Origin of the sequence: Embleya sp. NPDC127516, from assembly GCF_044765325.1 — a bacterium.
Lineage (GTDB): Bacteria > Actinomycetota > Actinomycetes > Streptomycetales > Streptomycetaceae > Embleya.
Window position 1 is genome coordinate 105,698 of the sequence record NZ_JBIWJT010000027.1, and the last position, 18,094, is coordinate 123,791.

The 18,094-nt window shown below is 71.3% G+C and carries 20 protein-coding genes; 9 read left to right on the plus strand and 11 right to left on the minus strand.

The window, feature by feature from the left end:
* Positions 1-37 precede the first annotated feature (37 nt).
* Entirely contained in the window at positions 38-1,000 is a 963-nt protein-coding gene (locus ACIRL2_RS38155; RefSeq protein WP_395869802.1) for a carbohydrate kinase family protein, read from the minus strand.
* A gap of 226 nt (positions 1,001-1,226) precedes the next feature.
* On the opposite strand from ACIRL2_RS38155, the gene ACIRL2_RS38160 reads away from it, so the two are divergent.
* From ACIRL2_RS38160 to ACIRL2_RS38170, 3 genes are all read left to right on the plus strand, one after another.
* A complete protein-coding gene (locus ACIRL2_RS38160; RefSeq protein ID WP_402238488.1) occupies positions 1,227-2,258 on the plus strand; it encodes an iron-siderophore ABC transporter substrate-binding protein in 1,032 nt (343 codons plus the stop codon).
* A gap of 78 nt (positions 2,259-2,336) precedes the next feature.
* Positions 2,337-3,317, plus strand: a complete 981-nt coding sequence (locus ACIRL2_RS38165) for a FecCD family ABC transporter permease (protein WP_402238490.1) — start codon at positions 2,337-2,339, stop codon at positions 3,315-3,317.
* The gene (locus tag ACIRL2_RS38170) at positions 3,314-4,354 is read left to right on the plus strand and encodes a FecCD family ABC transporter permease (protein ID WP_402238492.1); all 1,041 of its coding nucleotides are present in this window, start codon (positions 3,314-3,316) and stop codon (positions 4,352-4,354) included. Before ACIRL2_RS38165 ends, ACIRL2_RS38170 begins: the two co-directional genes overlap by 4 nt.
* A 119-nt stretch (positions 4,355-4,473) precedes the next feature.
* Here the strand turns inward: ACIRL2_RS38170 and ACIRL2_RS38175 are convergent, their stop codons facing one another.
* The 4 genes from ACIRL2_RS38175 to ACIRL2_RS38190 form a co-directional block, all read right to left on the minus strand.
* On the minus strand, positions 4,474-4,848 hold the full coding sequence (locus ACIRL2_RS38175) for a fluoride efflux transporter FluC (protein ID WP_395869806.1): 375 nt from the start codon (positions 4,846-4,848) through the stop codon (positions 4,474-4,476).
* Entirely contained in the window at positions 4,845-5,378 is a 534-nt protein-coding gene (locus ACIRL2_RS38180; protein WP_402238494.1) for a fluoride efflux transporter FluC, read from the minus strand. Before ACIRL2_RS38180 ends, ACIRL2_RS38175 begins: the two co-directional genes overlap by 4 nt.
* A 267-nt stretch (positions 5,379-5,645) precedes the next feature.
* Positions 5,646-5,831: a hypothetical protein gene (locus ACIRL2_RS38185; protein ID WP_402238496.1), complete on the minus strand. Its 186-nt coding sequence runs from the start codon at positions 5,829-5,831 to the stop codon at positions 5,646-5,648.
* Complete coding sequence (locus tag ACIRL2_RS38190; RefSeq protein ID WP_402238498.1) at positions 5,828-7,081, minus strand: APC family permease; 1,254 nt, start codon at positions 7,079-7,081, stop codon at positions 5,828-5,830. Before ACIRL2_RS38190 ends, ACIRL2_RS38185 begins: the two co-directional genes overlap by 4 nt.
* A 101-nt stretch (positions 7,082-7,182) precedes the next feature.
* Here ACIRL2_RS38190 and ACIRL2_RS38195 point away from each other — a divergent pair, with 101 nt between their 5' ends.
* The 3 genes from ACIRL2_RS38195 to ACIRL2_RS38205 all read left to right on the plus strand — a co-directional run bounded on the left by ACIRL2_RS38195 (position 7,183) and on the right by ACIRL2_RS38205 (position 10,669).
* Positions 7,183-7,923 (plus strand): TetR/AcrR family transcriptional regulator, encoded by a 741-nt coding sequence (locus ACIRL2_RS38195; RefSeq protein WP_402238500.1) that lies wholly within the window; start codon positions 7,183-7,185, stop codon positions 7,921-7,923.
* The gene (locus ACIRL2_RS38200) at positions 7,920-9,071 is read left to right on the plus strand and encodes a P1 family peptidase (RefSeq protein ID WP_402238502.1); all 1,152 of its coding nucleotides are present in this window, start codon (positions 7,920-7,922) and stop codon (positions 9,069-9,071) included. Before ACIRL2_RS38195 ends, ACIRL2_RS38200 begins: the two co-directional genes overlap by 4 nt.
* A gap of 347 nt (positions 9,072-9,418) precedes the next feature.
* Entirely contained in the window at positions 9,419-10,669 is a 1,251-nt protein-coding gene (locus tag ACIRL2_RS38205; protein ID WP_395870005.1) for a ricin-type beta-trefoil lectin domain protein, read from the plus strand.
* Positions 10,670-10,811: 142 nt separating this feature from the next.
* Here the strand turns inward: ACIRL2_RS38205 and ACIRL2_RS38210 are convergent, their stop codons facing one another.
* Positions 10,812-11,405 carry a macro domain-containing protein gene (locus ACIRL2_RS38210; protein ID WP_402238505.1) on the minus strand — a complete coding sequence of 198 codons (594 nt, stop codon included), beginning with the start codon at positions 11,403-11,405 and terminating at the stop codon, positions 10,812-10,814.
* Here ACIRL2_RS38210 and ACIRL2_RS38215 point away from each other — a divergent pair.
* Positions 11,287-11,550, plus strand: coding sequence for a hypothetical protein (locus ACIRL2_RS38215; protein WP_402238543.1), 264 nt, complete (start codon positions 11,287-11,289; stop codon positions 11,548-11,550). The genes ACIRL2_RS38210 and ACIRL2_RS38215 overlap by 119 nt on opposite strands.
* 132 nt (positions 11,551-11,682) lie before the next feature.
* Here ACIRL2_RS38215 and ACIRL2_RS38220 read toward each other — a convergent pair whose 3' ends face one another.
* Positions 11,683-12,165: a MarR family winged helix-turn-helix transcriptional regulator gene (locus ACIRL2_RS38220; RefSeq protein WP_395869820.1), complete on the minus strand. Its 483-nt coding sequence runs from the start codon at positions 12,163-12,165 to the stop codon at positions 11,683-11,685.
* Between the two features lie 67 nt (positions 12,166-12,232).
* Between ACIRL2_RS38220 and ACIRL2_RS38225 the strand changes: the two genes are divergently transcribed.
* Positions 12,233-12,892 (plus strand): FMN-dependent NADH-azoreductase, encoded by a 660-nt coding sequence (locus ACIRL2_RS38225; protein ID WP_402238507.1) that lies wholly within the window; start codon positions 12,233-12,235, stop codon positions 12,890-12,892.
* Positions 12,893-13,018: 126 nt separating this feature from the next.
* On the opposite strand, the gene ACIRL2_RS38230 is transcribed toward ACIRL2_RS38225, so the two are convergent.
* From ACIRL2_RS38230 to ACIRL2_RS38240, 3 genes are all read right to left on the minus strand, one after another.
* Positions 13,019-13,942, minus strand: coding sequence for an ornithine cyclodeaminase family protein (locus tag ACIRL2_RS38230; RefSeq protein WP_395869823.1), 924 nt, complete (start codon positions 13,940-13,942; stop codon positions 13,019-13,021).
* A gap of 17 nt (positions 13,943-13,959) precedes the next feature.
* Positions 13,960-14,994, minus strand: coding sequence for a proline racemase family protein (locus ACIRL2_RS38235; protein ID WP_395869824.1), 1,035 nt, complete (start codon positions 14,992-14,994; stop codon positions 13,960-13,962).
* 159 nt (positions 14,995-15,153) lie between these two features.
* A complete protein-coding gene (locus ACIRL2_RS38240) occupies positions 15,154-16,395 on the minus strand; it encodes an erythromycin esterase family protein (protein WP_402238510.1) in 1,242 nt (413 codons plus the stop codon).
* A 58-nt stretch (positions 16,396-16,453) separates the two neighbouring features.
* Between ACIRL2_RS38240 and ACIRL2_RS38245 the strand changes: the two genes are divergently transcribed.
* On the plus strand, positions 16,454-17,203 hold the full coding sequence (locus tag ACIRL2_RS38245) for a TioE family transcriptional regulator (protein ID WP_402238513.1): 750 nt from the start codon (positions 16,454-16,456) through the stop codon (positions 17,201-17,203).
* A 171-nt stretch (positions 17,204-17,374) separates the two neighbouring features.
* On the opposite strand, the gene ACIRL2_RS38250 is transcribed toward ACIRL2_RS38245, so the two are convergent.
* Positions 17,375-18,031, minus strand: a complete 657-nt coding sequence (locus ACIRL2_RS38250; protein WP_395869828.1) for a maleylpyruvate isomerase N-terminal domain-containing protein — start codon at positions 18,029-18,031, stop codon at positions 17,375-17,377.
* Positions 18,032-18,094 lie beyond the last annotated feature (63 nt).

Below are 18,094 nucleotides of genomic sequence, written 5' to 3' on the forward strand. Positions count from 1 at the left end.
CGCTAACACGCGCGCGCAACCGTGGGGAGTACCGCAACTACCAGGGGTGATGCTCAAGTTGCGTCCCTCGGAGCGGCGGCACCGGCTCAGCCGGGGCGAGCCACGCGGACAGTTCGTCGGCGTCCAGGGCCCCGCCCGATCCCGGAGCCGTAGCCGCCGCCGATCCGCAGGCCACTGCCGCTGCCAGAGATCGGGGCAGATCCCAGCCGGCGAGCAGGCCGTGCACGAACCCGGCGTTGAAGCAATCGCCGGCACCCGTGGTGTCCACGACGCGAACCGGCGCGGCGGGAACGGCGATCCGATTCCCGGCCCGCAGCGCGATCGCACCGTGCTTCCCGCGCTTGATCAGGACCGTGCTCACCAGCTCGCCCAGCAACGTCGCCGCGTCGTCCGGCGTGGCGGCACCGGTAAGGCGCAGCGCCTCGTCGACGTTGGGCGCGAAGACGTCCACACACGCCAGGACTTCACGCACGGTCGGCGTCTCCAGCGTGACCGGAACATCCTGGCAGTCCATGAAGATCGACGTGCCCGCCTCCCGCACCGCACGCAGCGTCTCCACGACCCCCGGGCCATACCGCAGTTCGGGCAGTACGAGGACCCGCGGCCGGTGCACGCGCACCAGTTCGTCCACCGGGCGCGGTGTCACCGGGTCCTGAAAGCTGACCATGGCCCGGTCCGCGGTGTACGAGAGCGCGACCGTGACACTGCGCACGGGCTGCGGATGGTGCCGGAATCCGGACTCGGACAACCCCGCGGCCCGAACCCCGGCCAGGACGTGCCGACTGAACTCGTCGTTTCCGAAGTCGGTGGCCCACACCACGTCGTCCCCCAGCCGGTGCAGCGCCATCGCCGGGTTGAAGGCGCCACCGGGCAACATCTCGAACCCGCCGGCGAACGTCTCACGCCCCACGGCCACCGTCCGGGGCAGCTCACGAAAGATCAGATCGGCGAAGTACGCCCCGGCAACCAGCACATCGCAACGAGCCTCGGAGATACCCATGCCCGCATCATCGCCCCACCCTCGTCACGGGCGTCGGGCGTCGGGCGTCGGACGTCCCTGCACATGAGTCGACAAGACGTGAAATCCACCACACCCGAAAGCCAAACTTGATCATCCTTAGGCTAGGCTCCCCTAAATCAGCTCAGCGATCGGTCGCGGATGCGCAGTCCGCGTGCTTCGCCCTGTCCTGGAAGAGGAGTTCGTGTCCGGATCGTCATCACCCCTGGTGAAGAGACTCACCGACAAATCCCGGCTCGCCGCGGTCGCGTTCGCCGCGGTCTTGGCGCTGACCGCCTGTGGTGGCGGCGGTGACGACAAGTCCGCGAACGATCCGCCGGCCTCCGCAGGACCCGCGGCGGGCGCCGCCGGCACCTTCCCGGTCACCGTGGAGCACAAGTACGGCGCCACGCAGATCAAGGCTCAGCCGAAGAAGATCGTCACGCTGGGCCTGTCCGACCAGGACACGGTCCTGGCCCTGGGCGCCAAGCCGGTCGGTGCGATCGACTGGTTCAAGGAGAAGCCGTACGGCAAGTGGCCGTGGGCGAAGGACCTGTGGGGCACCACGCCGCAGATCGTGGGCGAGCGCGACGAGTACAACATGGAGAAGATCCTCAAGCTCCAGCCGGATCTGATCATCGCCGTCTACTCCGGGATGAAGAAGGAGCAGTACGAAACGCTGGCCAGGATAGCCCCGGTGGTCGCCCAGCCCAAGGGCTTCGACGACTACGGCGCACCGTGGCAGGCGATGACGCGGCAGATCGGCAAGGCGCTCGGCAAGGAGCCCGAGACCGAGCAGCGCATCGCGGGAATCGACGCGCGGTTCAAGGCCATTCGCGCGGAGCATCCCGAGTTCGCGGGCCAGACGGTGACCGTGGCGGACACCTTCGAAGCGGGCATCTACTCGGCCTTCGGCAAGACCGACCCCAAGGCGATCTTCTTCGCCGAGCTGGGGTTCAGGAGCAACCCCCGGGTGGACGCGCTCGCCAAGCCGGGCTCCAATGTCGTCAACCTGAGCGCCGAGCAGTTGGACGTCCTGGACACCGACCGGCTGATCTGGGTCACCTCCGGAGCCGAACACAACACGCGCATCAAGGCCGAGCCGTTCTACGGCAAGCTGAAGGTCTCCCAGGACAAGCGTGACCTGTTCGTCCCCTACGAGAACCCGGACGTCGGCGCCGCGTTCTCCTTCAACACGGTTTTGTCGATCCCGTACGCGATCGACCAGATGTTGCCGCTGCTCACCGCCAAGTCCAACTGACGTCTCGTGGAAGTGGAATCCGTTCGCCGGGAGACCGCGGTTTCCCCCGACGCGTCGTCGTCACGGGCGACGCGTCGGGTGACGGGGCTGGCAATCGCGGTCCCCGTACTGGTGCTGCTGTGCTTCGTCAGTGTCTGGGTGGGCTCGCGCGACATCGCGTTCACCGAGGCCTGGAACCTGTTGTGGCACAACGACGGTTCCAAGGCCGCACTGGTCATCCACGACTACCGCCTTCCCCGTACGGTGTTGGGCATCCTGGTCGGGATGGCCCTGGGCCTGGCCGGGGCGCTGATGCAGGCGATGACGCGCAATCCGCTCGCCGACCCCGGTCTGCTCGGGGTGAATTCCGGCGCGTCGACCGGTGTGGTCGTGGCCACCGCGTACGTCGGCGTGGGTTCGGTCCTGGGCCACCTGTGGTTCGCGTTCGTCGGTGCCGCGATCGCGTCGGTGCTCGTCTACGTGGTGGGTTCGTCCGGGCGCGGCCCCGCGACGCCCGAGCGCCTGGTGATCGCGGGGGCGGCGGTGACCGCCGTGTGCTATGCGTTCGACTCGGCGGTGTTGCTCCTGGACCCGCGCGCGTTCAACGACTACCGGTTCTGGATCGTCGGCTCGCTGGCCGGCAGGCAGTACGACGTCGTGTGGGTGATCGCGCCGTTCGTCGTGTCGGCGATGCTGCTGACCTTGAGCCTCGCCCGGCCGCTGAACGCGCTGTCCCTGGGCGACGACGTCGCGCGCGGGCTCGGCATCCGGGTCGGCCGCGTCCGAGTGCTCGGCGTCGTCGCGGTGATGCTCCTGTGCGGGACCGCGACCGCGGCGGCCGGCCCGATCGCCTTCGTGGGCCTGGCCGTTCCGCACGTGGCGCGCTTCATCGTCGGCCCCGACCAGCGCTGGGTCATGGCGTACTCGATCGTGCTCGCGCCGATCCTGCTGATCGGTTCGGATGTCCTGGGTCGTGTGCTGGGATCACCGGGCGAGATCCAGGTCGGCATCGTCACCGCGCTCCTGGGAGGGCCGATGTTCCTGGCATTGTGTCGCCGGCGGAAGCTGGTGGCGTTGTGACGCCCGGCCTGGTCCTGCGCGATCGACGCGGCCGATTCTCCATCCGGGTCAGGCCCCGTCCGGTCGTGGTGGGCCTGGTGTCGTTCGCCACGCTCGTGGCCCTGATGGCCGTCACCCTGACCACCGGCGAATTCACGCTGTCGTTGTCCGAGGTGGTGCGGGCCCTGATCGGTCGGGGCTCGCCCAGTGCCGACTTCGTCGTCAACACCCTGCGCCTGCCCAGGCTGCTGACCGCGGTGTCGGTGGGCGCCGCGCTCGCGGTCAGCGGGGCGATCCTGCAAACCGTGTCGGGCAATCCGCTCGGCAGCCCGGACGTCATCGGCTTCACCAACGGATCGGCGACCGGCGCCCTGGTCGTCATCACCGTGCTGCACGGCGGCATGACCGAGATCGCGCTCGGCGCCCTCGTCGGCGGACTGGCCACCGCCGTGGCCGTCTACCTCTTGGCCTTCGGCGGGGGCGCGGGCGGATTCCGGCTCATCGTGATGGGCATCGGCGTCGGCGCCATCCTGCTCGCGCTCAATTCCTATCTGGTCACCCGGGCCGACTGGCAGGACGCGCTGGAGGCCCAACACTGGCTCGTCGGCAGTCTCAACAACCGAGGCTGGGACCAGGCCAACGCCATGCTGATCGCCTGCCTGGTCCTGCTCCCGGTGGCCTTCGGATACACCCGCAGGCTCTCGCTGTTGGCGATGGGCGACGACAGCGCGCAGGCGCTCGGAGTGGACGCGCGCCGCACCCGACTGGTCATGTTGCTGGTCGGTGTCGCACTGGCCGCGGTCGCCACCGCCGCCACCGGCCCGGTCTGGTTCGTGGCGCTGGCCGCCCCGCAACTCTCCCGCCGCCTGGTACGGTCCCCCGGCCCGGGACTGGTCAACGCCGCCCTCATGGGAGCCGTCCTGCTCACCGCGAGCGACCTGGCCGTACAGCGCCTGTTCACCGCCGGCGTGCTGCCGGTGGGCGTGGCCACGGGATCCCTCGGCGGCCTCTATCTGCTGGGCCTGCTCCTCGCCGAGTCACGCCGAACCCGATCCTGACGAAACGAGGCCCTTCGCCGGCCCGGCGAACCGAGGACACGTCCCGTGTGACCGGGGCGGCGACACGCCCGGAGGCGGAAACCGCACCGCGCACGGCGCCACCGGGTCGGCGCACCGGCTCAGGTGAATGTCGCTTCGGCCAGGGTGGCACCGAGGTAGGCCGCGGCCAGGCCCGCCGCGATGCCGATGATCACGTTGGCGGCGGCGAACGCTTTCGCGCCGGTCTCGGTCAGGCGGACGGTCTCGAAGGAGAAGGTGGAGTACGTGCTGAGCGTCGCGCACAGCCCGGGGCCGATCAGGTGTTGGAGGGCCGCGGGCACGGTGGTGGCGGTGGCGGCGCCGGTCAGGAAGCCGAGCCCGGTGCAGGCGGCCAGGTTCACCGCGAGCGTGCCCCACGGGAAGACGCCTTCGTGCCGGGCCTGGATGGCCTTGTCGGTCAGGTAGCGCAGGGGCGCGCCGACGAGGGCGCCGGTGATGACCATGAGCCAGTTCACGCCGTGCCCGCCTTCCGGGCGGCGCGGGGCGGCGCGAGCCATCGGGTGAGGCCGGCCGCACCCCACAGCGCGAACAGGGCGGCGGCGAGGGTTGCCGCGAGGTAGGCCGACGCGACGCCGGCGCGTCCGTCGTCGATCAGGTGTCGGGCGTCGACGGCGTAGGTGGAGAAGGTGGTGAAGCCGCCGAGGACGCCGGTGCCGAGGAAGGGCCGCACCAGGGGGTGGGCGGTGGCGCGTTCGGTGATCAGCACCATGAGCACGCCCATCAGGGCGCTCCCGGTGACGTTGATCCAGAAGGTGGTCCACGGGAACGTGCCCGGTGCGGTCGGCCAGATCAGGGTCGCGCCATAGCGGGCACACGCGCCGATCACACCGCCCGTCGCGATCGCGGCGAGGATCTCGGCTTGCCGGCGGCGCGGCCCGCGCGGCGGCCACGGGTCGATCGCGGTGTCGGGGTCGACCGGCTCGGCCTGCCACCCGCCCGGCGCGGCGGGTTCGGCGTGTTGATCGGGGCGCTGGTCGGGATGCACGGCGTTCAGGCTCCCACCTGATCGACTTGGCCCCGTGGCGCGCGGGCACGCACGGGGAAGGTCAGGTAGGGACCGTTGGCGACCGGGTCGCGGTTCGGGTACGGCGGGCCCCACCGCCGTGCGGCCGCCCACCGGACCGCCGCACGGTCAGGATACCGACATGCGCGGCGGAAGTCGGGCGCGTGGCAACCCCGCCGGGCCGGTCGGCCAGGGGGGCGGCTTGGGCGGAAGGCGGGGCCGGCTGTCCTTCCGTCCGGGCGGGATTCGCTAGCGCATCGCCGGGTCGGTCGCGTCGCGGACGGGATCGGGCATGGTCCAGCGGTGCCCGCGCCTGGGGTGCAGGTAGGCGTAGTAGTAGAGGTAGCCCGCCGCGACCATGGCCACGGCGATCCCGACCGGGCGCCGGTCGGAGTCGATCGACTCGTACAGCACGTAGGCCATCACGCCGATCACGCCGAGCGGTACCCACGGCCAGGCCGGTAGGTCGCGTGGGCGGTGGTCCCCCTGATCCGGCCGTACAGCGCGGAGACGGCGACGAAGATGTACAGCACCACCAGGTTCGCTCCGGTGGCCAGGATCAGGGTGTCGAGCGGGACGAGCCACGCGACCACGATCGCGGCGCCGCCCATCACCAGGGTGGCCAGGACGGGAGTGCGCAGCCGCGGGTGCACGGCGGCCGGCGGCCTGCCCACCACGTCGGGCCAGGCCCGGTCGCGGGCGGAGGAGTACAGCAGGCGGCCGACCTGCAGCATGATCGCGATCACCGCGTTGACGATGGCGATGGCTATGCCCAGGCTGACGACGGTGTTCACCGCGTCGCCGCCGCGTTCGAGCAGGAAGTAGTTCATCGGGGACGGGGCCGCCATGAGTTCGCTCGTACTCGGCGTGCCCAGGAGTACGGCCACCAGCGGAAGGCACTCCGCGACCACGGTGATGCCGAGCGACCACATCACGACCTTGCCGATCGAGGAGACCTGCCGGGTTTCCTCGGCGAAGTACACGGCGGTGCCGTAGCCGTTGTAGGCGAACAGTGCCGTGGCGGCGAAGGACACGACGAGCCCGGCCGAGGCGCCGACCAGGATGTTGCCCTCCCCCAGGGCGTGCGCCGTCCACAGCGTGGACACCGGCTGCTCGACGTGGACCAGGCCGAGCCAGGCGAGCACCGCGATCGCCGCGAGCTCGACCGCCAGGAAGACCCCGGTGACCCAGGCGTCGAGGCGAATGCCCAGGACGGCGACGAGCGAGGCCAAGGCGATGACGGCGAGCCCGGTCCGCTTTCCGCCGAGCGAGCCCCACACCACACCCAGGTAGTCGCCGGTGCCCAGCGCGATCACCGCCACCGTCAGGACTCCGCCGAGCAGGCCGAGCGCGAACAGCGCGAAGCCCGTGGACCGGCCGAGGGTGCGCGCGGCGAAGGCATACTCGCCGCCGGTGATCGGGAACGCGCTGGACAACTCGGCGTAACACAGGGCCATCAGCATCCCGGCGACGGCCGCCGGCGCGAACGCCAGGGCCGCGGCGCCACCGAGCCCACTGATCGCCGACGGCATGATGATGAAGACGCTCGACGCGGGCGTGACCGAGGACAGCGTGATGAACATGTTCTCGCGCAGGCCGAGCGAGCGGGACAGGTCCTGGGCGTAGACCGCCGGCTGTGCCGGCGAGGTGCCGGCGGGCGTCTGACTGCCATCGGAATCGGCCATGAGGCTCCCTTGTCAGTTCTTTGACGCCGGAGTCAATGTTATGGAAGACTTCCACGTCAATGGGCATCCCATAATTTGGCAATCAGGACAAGGAACGATGCATGGCGCGACCGAGGAACCAGACGGCGAGACGTGAGCAACTGGTCCACGCGGCCACCGCGGCGGTCGGCCGGCACGGTCTGGCCCAGTTGCGGGTGGCCGACATCGCCGAGGTGGCGGGCGTCGCCCGGGGGTCGGTCAGCTACTACTTCAGCGACCTGGGCGACCTGCTGCGGCAGGTGTACCAACAGGCCGCGGACCGCTTCTACACGTCCCGCACCGACACCGCCTCCCGGCTGCCCGACGCCCGCGACAAGCTCGTGGCCTGCGCACGGCGCGGCCTGCCGGCCGGTCCGGAAGACGAACTCGCGGTCGTCCTGTACGAGTTCAGCGCCGCCGCTCGCGACGAGAGCGAATACGCCACGTTGGCGCAGAGCCTGTACGACCGACAGGTCGCCATGTACGGCTCGATCCTGGAGATCGGGCAGGCCCAGGGCCACTTCCGGTTCACCGAACCGATCCGGGACGTGGCCGCGAACCTGGTCACCCTCGAGGACGGCTACGGCCTGCACATCGTGAGCCGCAACTCCTCGCTGCCGCCCGAGCGGGCCCTGGCCCTGATCCTGGCCCACGCCCGCCAGGCCACCGACTGCCCCGACCTGCGCCCGGACCGAGCCGTCCCCGATCCCGACGCACCGGGCCACGACGTGCCCGGCCAGGGCACGCCGGCCCCGGACGCGGCCGACCACGGCACCGGTGGCCACAGGGCTCCCGACGACGACACCCGGAAAGGCACCGCGTGAACACCCCCGCACCATCCCCCCTGACCTCCACCCCGTCGGGTCGACCACGCGCCCGGGCCCTGGGCATCCGCCTCGACGGCACACCCGGGCCGGCCAACGCGCTCACCGACGTCCCCGGAGTCCGCATCGGCTACACGACCCTGGTCCAGGGGTCGTCGGTGCGCACCGGCGTCACCGCCGTGTTGCCGCGCGGCCGGGACGGCGTCGGCCTGCCGTGCGCCGCGGGTCGGTACACGCTCAACGGCAACGGCGAGATGACCGGCAGCAGTTGGCTCGACGAGACCGGCAGCCTGGCGGGCCCGGTGATGATCACCAACACACACGCGGTGGGTCCCGTGCACCGGGGGGTCGTCGACTGGACGGTGGCCAACCGACCCGAACTCGCGCGGCAGTGGCTGCTTCCGGTGGTCGCCGAGACCTGGGACGGCTACCTCAACGACATCAACGGCCCGCACGTCCGCGCCGAGCACGCGATAGCCGCGATCGACACGGCCGCCTCCGGCCCGATCGAGGAGGGCTGCGTGGGCGGCGGGACCGGCATGAACTGCTACGGCTTCAAAGGGGGTTCGGGGACATCCAGTCGGGTGGTGGAGTACGGGACGGCCCGCTACACCGTCGGCGCCTTCGTCCAGGCCAACTTCGGCGCGCGGCGCGAACTGGTCGTCGCCGGCGTCCCCGTGGGCCGGCGGCTGTCCCAGGACAACCCGATGGAGGACACCGACTGGTTCGCCCCCGGCGGCGCCGGCTCGGTCATCGTGGTGATCGGCACCGACGCTCCCCTGCTGCCCGGCCAGTGCAAGGCCCTGGCCCGCCGGGTTCCGCTGGGCCTGGCCCGGACCGGCACGACCGGCAGCCACTTCTCCGGCGACATCTTCCTGGCCTTCTCCACCGCCAACCCCGGTGCCCTGACCAGCGTTTTCCCGCAATCCCCACCCACGGACGAGGACTACGACACGCTGCGCCACATCCCCTGGGGCCGCATCGATCCGTTCTACGACGCGACCGTGCAGGCCGTCGAGGAGGCCGTACTCAACGCCCTGGTCACCGCCGAGGAGACCACCGGCCACAACGGCCACCGCACCCCGGCCCTCCCGCACGCCCGCCTGCGCACCCTGCTCGCCGAACGAGGCCCCGACGTCGCCGGCTGAGGCCGTGTGCTCGACCGGTTCGGCCACATCTCGACGCGGACCTCGCCTCCGGCCTGGACCACACGCCCACCATCCGCCGGGGCGAGGCGCCGTCGGCCCGCCTCGGCTCGGCGCGGGAACACCGGGTCGGATCGGGCCTCCGACATCCCGTTCGCGCGACCGCGCCGGCCGGATGGCGCGGGGCCCCGCGGGTCTGAATTCAGCCCGAGTGCCTCCCTGTACGGTGGTTTTCGGCCGGCGCCGAAAGGCGCGTCCACGGCCTTGAACAAGGGGGTTACGGGGATTTGAAAGTCACGGGGAAACGCCGAATATCGTTGGTTGCCGCGTTCGCGGCAACCGCCGCGATCGTGGGTGGATTGCAGCTCTCGGGCTCGGCGTTCGGCGACCAGAGCGACCAGGACGCCAAGCCGGCTCCGACCGCCGAGGCTCCGGTGCCGACCCAGCAGGCGCTGGAAGGGGTCGAGCCACCCGACACCGGCTGGTCGGATGTGGACGGCACCGCGTTCGTCAACGGGCGGATGACGATTCCCGCGGTAAACCCCACCAAGCAACGCGCGGCCGTCTCCGCCGCCGCGGCGGCGCCGTCCGGGCCCGGTTGGAAGTCGGCCGGCGCGACGAAGCTCCTGTCGACCGGCTACACGATCAAGTTCTACGACCAGAAGTCCGTCGACTGGCTGGGTCCGTACGTCAAGCGCTCGGCAGCCGAGATCCAACGCGAGACCGCGCTGCCGATCAAGGTGGACACCAAGCCGGTCGGCCACGACTATGTCCGCCCCAAGGGCGAAATCGTGATCGGCGCGTTCCTGAACCCGTGCGTGACGACCACCGACGGCAGTCCGTGGAAGATCGTCATGGACGGATCCGGTACCCCGGGGTGGAGTTGCGGGTTCCATTCGCGCAGCACTCCGGACACGGTCACCAGCGGGCACGCGTACATCAACACGTCCTTCTTCACCGCCGCCGGCAAGCCCACCGCGCGCGTCGGCGAGGTCCAGATGCGGAACCACATCAGCCACGAACTGGGCCACACCCTGGGCCTGACGCACGCCGACGACTCGCCGGGACAATGCGTCAAGGGCACGGACTCGGGTCAGAGCCCGGTCATGTGCACGCGCTTGAACGCCTACCCGGACTCCCGAGCGGGCCAGTACGTACAGCAGTTCGACGTACAGGGTCTGCGCTCGCTGGCCGCCGCGGCGGGCGCTCCGGTGTCCCCGCAGGGCAAGGTCACCGGGATCGCCGGCAAGTGTCTGGACGTCAAGGGCGGCAAGCCGGCCAACGGCACCCAGATCCAGATCTACACCTGCAACACCGGCCCGGGCCAGTCCTGGATCCTGCACCCGGACGGCACACTGCGCTCGATGGGCAAGTGCCTGGACAACGCGCGCAACGCGAGCACCGAGAACAACAAGATCTCGCTGTTCGACTGCAACGCCTCGGCCGCGCAGAAGTGGCGGATCGACGCCAAGGGTCGGATCGTTCACGTCGCGAGCGGCAAGGTCCTCGACGTCAAGGGCGGCAACACCGCGAACAGCACCGTGGTGCAACTGCACTCCGCCAACGCGGGCAAGGGTCAACTCTGGAACGTCCCCAGGTAGGGACGACGGAAGCAGGACGGTGAAATTCCCCGTCGATCGCTGACGCGAGCCTCGGCAAGCGTGCCTCTCGACAAGACGGCCCGGGTCGGCTCCCCCGACCCGGGCCGCCGCGCGTTCGATCCAGGGGCGGCGGCCGCGTCGGTCAGCGACCGGAGGTCGGGCGCTTCGGCGGCTCGATGCGCACGCGCCGCTCGGCGGGCGCGTCCTCGAGGTCGTCGAGCTGCGCGACGATCGTGCTGCGCAGGTCGTCGTAGTCCGCGAAGTAGTAGTCGTTGAACAGGGTGAAGCCCGTCCACATCAGGTTGGCGCACACCCGCGCCGGCACCCGGCCGGTCTGCGCGCCCATGCCGACCAGCGCGACCGACGCGATGCTGCCCGGCGCCTCTTCGTTCTGCCGGTGGATCGCCTGGAACGCGGCGGCACACGCCGGCGCCACGTTCAGCGTCTCGCTGACGTTCTCCGACGACGTCTCCATCGTCGGGGTCGAGATCAGGAACTTCGGGTTGACCGCGCCGGACGAGACGCACACCGCGCTTCCCACCGGGAGGCTTCCCGCGAACCGGTCGCGGATCGCCCGTTGCACGCGCAATTGGATACCCGCCCCGAGGTGGCGCTTGATGACCGCGTCGACCCCGCCGTCCATCCGCCCGCGCGAGTTGGTCGGGGTGACCCAGGCGTCGACCTGCCGCGGCAAGCGCACCCTCTTCGAGGTGCTCCCGGCCCGCGCCGTGGGCATCCGCCGCTTCTCCGCGTTCACCGACGAGGAGGAGTTCATCCTCCTGCCGGGCACGCAGCTCAAGGTGACGAGCGTCAAGGCCGAGCGCGGCGGCCTGTGCACCGTGCACCTGACCGAACTGGAGGAGCAGACCCTCGTGTCGTGATCCGACGCCGGTGCGGTCCATCGCACCGGCGCTCACGCGGGAAACGGAACTCGCCGCGCCCGAGCCGGGCGCGGCGAGTTCCTGTCGTTCTCCCCCGGTCGAGCCCGAGCCGTTGTCGGGCTTCGAACGCCCTCAGCAGCCGGGCGGGGTCGACTCGGGCTCCCCGCAGACGCCGCCGGCGTCGTCGGAGACCGCCAGTTCGAGCAGGTGGAAGAGGTCGTCGCGTTGAGCGGGGGTCAGCGCGCCCAGCACTTCCTCCTCGGCCGCCGCGAGGGCGAATTCGGCTCCGGCGAGCATGCGCAGCCCGGCATCGGTGATGTGCACGGTATGCCGACGCCGGTCCTCGGGCGAACGTCGGCGCTCGGCGAGTCCGGCGGTCTCGAGTTCGTTGAGCAGCCCCACCACGTTCGCACGATCCAGCGTCAGTTTCGCCGAGAGCGCCTGCTGACTGCTGCCGTCGATGTGCCGCAGCACCGTCAGGGCGACCAAGTGCCGTGGGCGAAGCCCCAGTTCGGTCAGGACAGCCTCCGAATGCACGCGCATCCTGCGCGCGAGGTGGTCCAACAGGGCGCCGGAGCGGCGCACCGGCTGATTCACCACGGGCAAGGAGGCCATGCAAGGAGGGTACCCATGCCCCTGAAGATATGTATGCTGTGAATCGTTGGCGATGCACCAATCAATCATGGAAGGCAAACCGATGCCTCGTTTGTTGCACATCGACTCCAGCGTCCAGGGCGACCGCTCGATCAGTCGCCGACTCACCGCGCGCGCCGCGGCCGCCTGGCAGGCCGCGCACCCCGACGGATCCGTCACCTACCGCGATCTCGGCGCCGATCCCCTCCCGCACCTGGACACGGCCTCCGCGTCGGCCGGAGCCGTACCGGCGGACGAACGCACGTCGGCCCAGGCCGCGTCGTGGGAACTGGTCGAGCGGGTCGTGGGCGAGGTGAGGGAGGCGGACACGGTGCTTCTGGGCCTGCCGCTGTACAACTACGGCGCGCCGAGCAGCGTCAAGGCCTGGGTCGATCACCTCATCGCCCCCGGTCTGTCCCTGGACGCCGCGACGGGCGAACCGTTGCTGGGCGGAAGGGAGTTCCTCGTCCTCGCCGCCCGCGGCGGCGGGTACGGTCCCGGAACCCCGCGCGAGGGGTGGGCGCACGCCGAACAGTGGCTCACGCACGGGGTCTCGCTGACCGGACTGGATCCGGTCTTCATCACCGCCGAGCTCACCCTGGCGCCGATGCAACCGGCCATGGCCGAACTGATACCGCTGTTCGAGGAGAGCCTCGCCGATGCCGAACGGGCCATCGACCGGCGCTGGACCCCCGTGACCGTGGCGTAGCACGCCCGACGCCGGGGCGGCAGCGCACTGACCGAATCCGGCACGGGCCGGCCGCATGCGGGCGCCGGCCGGCCCGGCGGACGGCGGGGCCCGCGCTCGCGCCCGGCCCGCGTCACCCAACCCGTGTCACCCGGATCCGGTCGGCACCGGCTCGGCGGCGTGCCGAGCGTAGGCGTGTACCGCGACGGCGAGGTCCTCCCAGGCCATCCCCACACTCTTGAACAGGCGCGGCCGGTCGTCGGGAACGGCGGCCCGTCCGCGCACCAACTCCGCGAGGTTGACCGGCGCGAGCACCGCGTCGAGCGCCTGCTCACCGGCCGGGATGATCAGGTCCCCGGCCTCTTCGAGCGCGGCGGCACGAGCCTCGACGTACACCGCCGAACGACGCACGAGCGCGGTGTCCACCTCGCGCGCGGTCGGTTCGTGGGATCCCACCGCCGCTACGGCGGCGTGGGCGGGGACCAGGTCGCCGTCGAACAGGGGGGTGCGGGCCGTGGTGGCGCACACCACGATGTCGGCGCCGGCCACGGCTTCCGGACCGCCGACGGCCGCCGCGAGACCCAGCGAGCGGGCGTACTCGGCCAGTGCCCGAGCCGACGCGACGCGGCGGGCGACCACGGTGAGTCGGGTCAGGGGGCGGATGGCGAGCACGGCCCGCAGGTGTGCGTACGCCTGCGGGCCCGTGCCGAACAGCACCAGGTGCGACGCGTCGGGGACGGCGAGGCGGCGCAGGGCGACGGCGGTGACGGCCGGGGTGCGGATCGCGGTGAGCGCGGCGCCGTCGAACAGTGCCAGCGGCTGAAGCGTGGGTCCGTCCAGGAGCAAATAGCTACCGGTGATCCGCGGCAGGCCCCTGGCAGGGTTGCCGGCGGCCACTCCGGCGATCTTGACGCCCACATGGGTCGACAGGGCGGCGGGCATCAGCAGAAGTTCCCCGGCGGGAACGGCGACGCTCGAACGTGCCGGTACCCGCTCGGGATCCAGCCCGGCCGACAGGGTGTCTTCGATCGTCGTGACGGCCTCGATCGGCGTCGAGGCGAGCTCGATCATGGGGAGTCGGTTCGTCGTCACAGCAGAAACCCGGTGCCGAGACGGTCGTCGGCTTCGAGCACGAAACGGTGTTCGCCGGTGCGATGCGCCGTACCGGTGACCTCGGTGATCACGCCGGCGGGGTGTTCGCCGGCGATCCGGCCGGTGAAGACGGTGCCGACGACGGACTCGTGCCGCAGTTCCTCGTGCGGTCCGATCCGACCGCTGTCGGCCAGCAGTGCCAGTCGGGCGGAGGTGCCCGAACCGCACGGAGACCGGTCTATCTGTCCGTCCGCGAAGACGGTGACGTTGCGTTGACGGGGTCCCGTCGCGGTATCCGGGAGTTCCTCGTACAGGATGACGCCGTAGACGCCGGACAGGCGGGGGTCGTCGGGGTGCCGGGTGGCGGGTTCGTCGGCGAGAGCGGCGCGGATCTCCCGGCCGATCGCGGTGAGTTCGGGTAGTCCGGCCGGTTCGACGGCGAGCCCGAGGGCCGCCGCGGAGACGGAGGCGTAGCACGCCCCGGAGTGGGCGATGTCGACGTGCACGAGGCCACGGGAGGTGGTGACCGGGATCTTTCTCGCGGCGACGCCGGTGGGGACGTTGCGGAAGGTCACCGCGGTGGTGCGACCGGCTCGGCGGTGCACGGTGGCGGTGACCCTGCCGGAGGGGACGTCGATGCGCACCCGTGCCGGACCGTCGGCGGGGGCCGCGACCAGTCCCGAGTCCACCGCCCACGCGCCGAGCGCGATGGTGCCGTGGCCGCAGGCGGTGGAGTAGCCGTCCTTGTGCCAGAAGAGCACCCCCAGGTGCGCCTCGTTGTCGTCCGCGGGAACGACGAACCCGCCGTACATGCCGCTGTGTCCGCGCGGTTCGCGGGTGAGCAGTCGGCGGATGTCGTCGAGGGGTCCCGGACGCGGGGCGGTGGCGGTGCCGCCCGCGCCGAGCGCGATCGCGCGGCGCTCGGCGACGGTGTCACCCGCGATGGCGGGCAGTCCGCGCGAGACGATCCGGAAGGGTTCTCCCGCGGTGTGGTAGTCGACGGCGTCGATGGTCACAGGCTCGGCACTCACCAGGCAACTCCTCTATGAGATGTGACATGGTACTGAGCCTTGTCGACGCGCCGCAAGACGCGGGTGGCCTTCCGCCCGTCCCCGCGATGGCGGCACCGTCACGACCACGGCGTCCACCCGAACGGCGAACACCGCGACCGGGGCGGGGCGTTGTGCGATCTAACGCTGCGGCCTGGGCGGCCGGCTCCGCGGAACGTCCTTGACGAACACGATCCCGTCGATTCCGGCGAGGTGGGCCGGGTCGAGCGGGGCGTAGCCGTACCAGGTGGACGCGCGCGGGGTGGGCCGGGTTTCGCCCAGGGCGGTGGCGAGCCGGCGGGGGTCGACGACGCGGTTGTCGTGCGGGAGCGCGTACAGGAGTCCTTCGACGGTGTCCGGGGACGGGGTGTGCACGCCGCGGTGCCCGATCGTGCCGAGGGCCGTGTGGACGAAGGCGTACTCCTCGCCCAGATGGGCGTTCACGATCGCGCCGGCACTCCACCACTCCAGCGGCACGTCGTCCATCCGCGTCGTGCTCATCTCCCGCTGGAGATGGCCGTTGTGCGCGTGCACCAGTGCCGGGCCACGCGCGGCGACGGCGAGAAGATTGTCGGCCATCATCTGGTCCCGCGCACCCAGCAGTTGCGTCATGCGGCTCGGTGTGGGGTCGGCCATCCGGAAGTGGTAGCGCAGCAGGCCGGTGGCGGTACGCCCGTACAGACGCGCTCGGTCCCAGTCCTCGCGCGAGCCCGCCGCGATCAGCTCCGGCGTGCGAGCGTCCAGCAGTGCCACCAAGTCGTCGACGACCAGCCGCAGTTCCCCGGCCTCGGCCGACCGCCCCACGGACCGGGAAGGGTCCCTCATCGCGGCGGGATCGGTCCAGCGCTCGTCCGGGCCGAGCAGGCGGTCGAGCGTTCGCGCCGCGCGCGGGAGCAGTTCCGCGGTCACCAGCGCCGCGAGGTAGTCGTGCAGCGCGGTGACGGCCTGTCGTGGGCTCGCGGCGCCGGTGATCTCCAACGGGCCATCGACGCCGGCGAAGCGAAGCTGCTCGGACGCGGGCCGTCCGTCGTTGAACGCCCGCATCCAGCACACGAGTTCGCGGTTGCCGGCGGCCGCGCCGAACCCGTGGCTGAAGCCGCGCTCCATCACCTCGTCGAGGATGCCGGTGCCCGAGGTGACGTAGTCGTCCACGACCAGGCCCATCATGCAGTCGCTCTCGATCGCGATCGTCCGGTAGCCCTCCTGCTCGACGAGTTCTCGGAAGAGGTGGTTGCGCAGTTCGAGCAGGGCGTCCTCGCCGTGGGTGGGCTCGCCCAGCGCGAGCAGCCGCGGCCGGACCGGGAGCAGCCTCATGACGGCGGCGGCCTCGACGGCGTGGGCGGTGTCCTCGACGGCGTCGGTCATACCTTGTCCAGTAGCCATGCCTTGAACGGTATCGTTCAACTTTCGGTGGAAACTTCTTCGCTGGAGTATCAGGACCATGAGGCTAAGTGGTGGCCGAAACCCTCAAACCGGTGATCGACTCAGGCCGATCGACCTGGCGCGCGGGCACGGTCTGTCCACACAGGCCGTCCGGAACTACGAGGACGCCGGCATCCTTCCGGCCGCCGATCGCACGGCCCACGGTTATCGCACCTACACGCCGCTGCACGCGCGTGCCCTGGGCGCGTTCCTGGCGCTGGTGCCCGGCCACGGCCACCGCACGGCGAGCGCGATCATGCGGGCCGTGAACGAGGGCGCGGTCGACGAGGCGTTGCGCCTCGTCGACGAGAGCCACGCCCGACTCCTCGAGGATCGGCAGACGCTCCAGGCCGTGCGGGGCGCCCTGCGCGACCTGGCGCCCTCGATGACGCCCGCGCCCGACGCGGCGGTGTCCGGCGGGCGTGGCGGCACGTTCATCGGGCCGCTGGCGGGAAAGCTCGGCGTCCGGGCCGCGACGCTGCGCAAATGGGAGCGGGCCGGGTTGGTGCATCCCCGCCGCGACCCGCTGACCGGGTACCGCGTCTACGACGAGGCCGACGTGCGCGATGCCCGGATGGCCCACCAACTCAGGCGGGGCGGCTATCTGTTGGAGCAGATCGCCCCGCTGATCGCCCGGGTGCGGGCGGCCGGCGGTCCGGAACCGCTGGAGGCCGCGCTCCGCGACTGGAGCGACCGGCTGTCCGCTCGCGGCCGGGCGATGCTGGCCGGCGCCGCGGAACTGGAGGCGTACCTCCGCGCGCGCGGCTGACACTTCGGCCGCCGGCCGGGCGCAGCGGGTACGAGGAAGGCTTGGCGCCCCCCGACCGCACGACCCTCGAGGTCGCCGCTCCGGCCCGGCTCACGGCGGAGGCGGGCGAGCCGGCCTCGACCTTGCCCCACGCGGCACCCGCGGTTGTCGCGTGCGGCGAGACGATCGGCCTCAGCCGAGGAAGAGCGGGAACCGCGCCGCCGACTCGCCCAGTTCGGCCTTCTCCGCGTCGGTCGGGGCGCGCCGCCCGGTGCCGACCAACAGCGCGTCCCGGTCCGAGAACGACGCGGGGAACGCGATGCCGGCGATCTGCTCCAGCATCTCGCGCGTCCGGGCGAGGCCCTCCGCCGGCGGCTGGGTCGCGTCCGGCAGATGCGCGATCAGGTCGAGGTGATGCAGCGTCCACTCCAGGACGTACACGCCCAGGTAGTCGTGCACGGTCAGAACCTGGTCGCGGGTACCGACCCGAAGGTCGGGGTCGGCGAGTTCGGCGGCGCGACCGGCGGCGGAGCCGACGTCGTCCAGGTGGAACTTGAGCAGCCCCGGCTCCTGGTACGCGGCGGCCAGCCGAACGGTCAGCGCGTCGAGCGGGTCGTCACCGGTCGGGGCCGCCTCGGCGACGTCCCAGTAGGTCACCGCGTCGCGGGTGGGTTCCGTCTCGGCCGGGGTCGCCAGGGTGATCAGGACGTCCTGGGCGTCGATGACCAGATGGCACACCAGGTCACGCACGAGCCAGCCGGTACAGCCGGACGGCTTCGCGAAGTCCTCGTCGGAGAGATCGGCGACCGCCGCGCGCAACGCCGTCCACGAATGGGAGAAGAGTTCCACGTGGGCACGGTAATGCGGTGCCGCACGGGCGGACAAACGCATTTGCGGCCGGCGGCTCGTGTC